Annotated in this window: 1 protein-coding gene; it reads left to right on the forward strand. The window is 76.9% G+C overall.

The features are described 5' to 3' along the window. Positions 1 to 303 (forward strand): hypothetical protein (locus tag HWE04_RS24640; RefSeq protein WP_241813931.1); only part of this gene is annotated, 303 nt, incomplete at both ends.

Below are 303 nucleotides of genomic sequence, written 5' to 3' on the forward strand. Positions count from 1 at the left end.
CTGCCGCCACTAGCGGTGGTGCCGGTGCCGCCGGTGGTGCCAGTGCCGCCGGTGGTGGTCGTGCCAGTGCCGCCGGTGGTGCTGGTGCCCGTGCCGCCGGTGGTGCTGGTGCCCGTGCCGCCGGTGGTGGTCGTGCCTGTGCCGCCGGTGGTGGTCGTGCCTGTGCCGCCGGTGGTGCTGGTGCCCGTGCCGCCGGTGGTGCTGGTGCCCGTGCCGCCGGTGGTGGTCGTGCCGGTGCCGCCGGTGGTGGTCGTGCCCGTGCCGCCGGTGGTGGTCGTGCCTGTGCTGCCGGTGGTGGTCGTG

Origin of the sequence: Herbaspirillum sp. C7C2 (genome assembly GCF_022627865.1) — a bacterium.
GTDB lineage: Bacteria > Pseudomonadota > Gammaproteobacteria > Burkholderiales > Burkholderiaceae_D > Herbaspirillum > Herbaspirillum frisingense.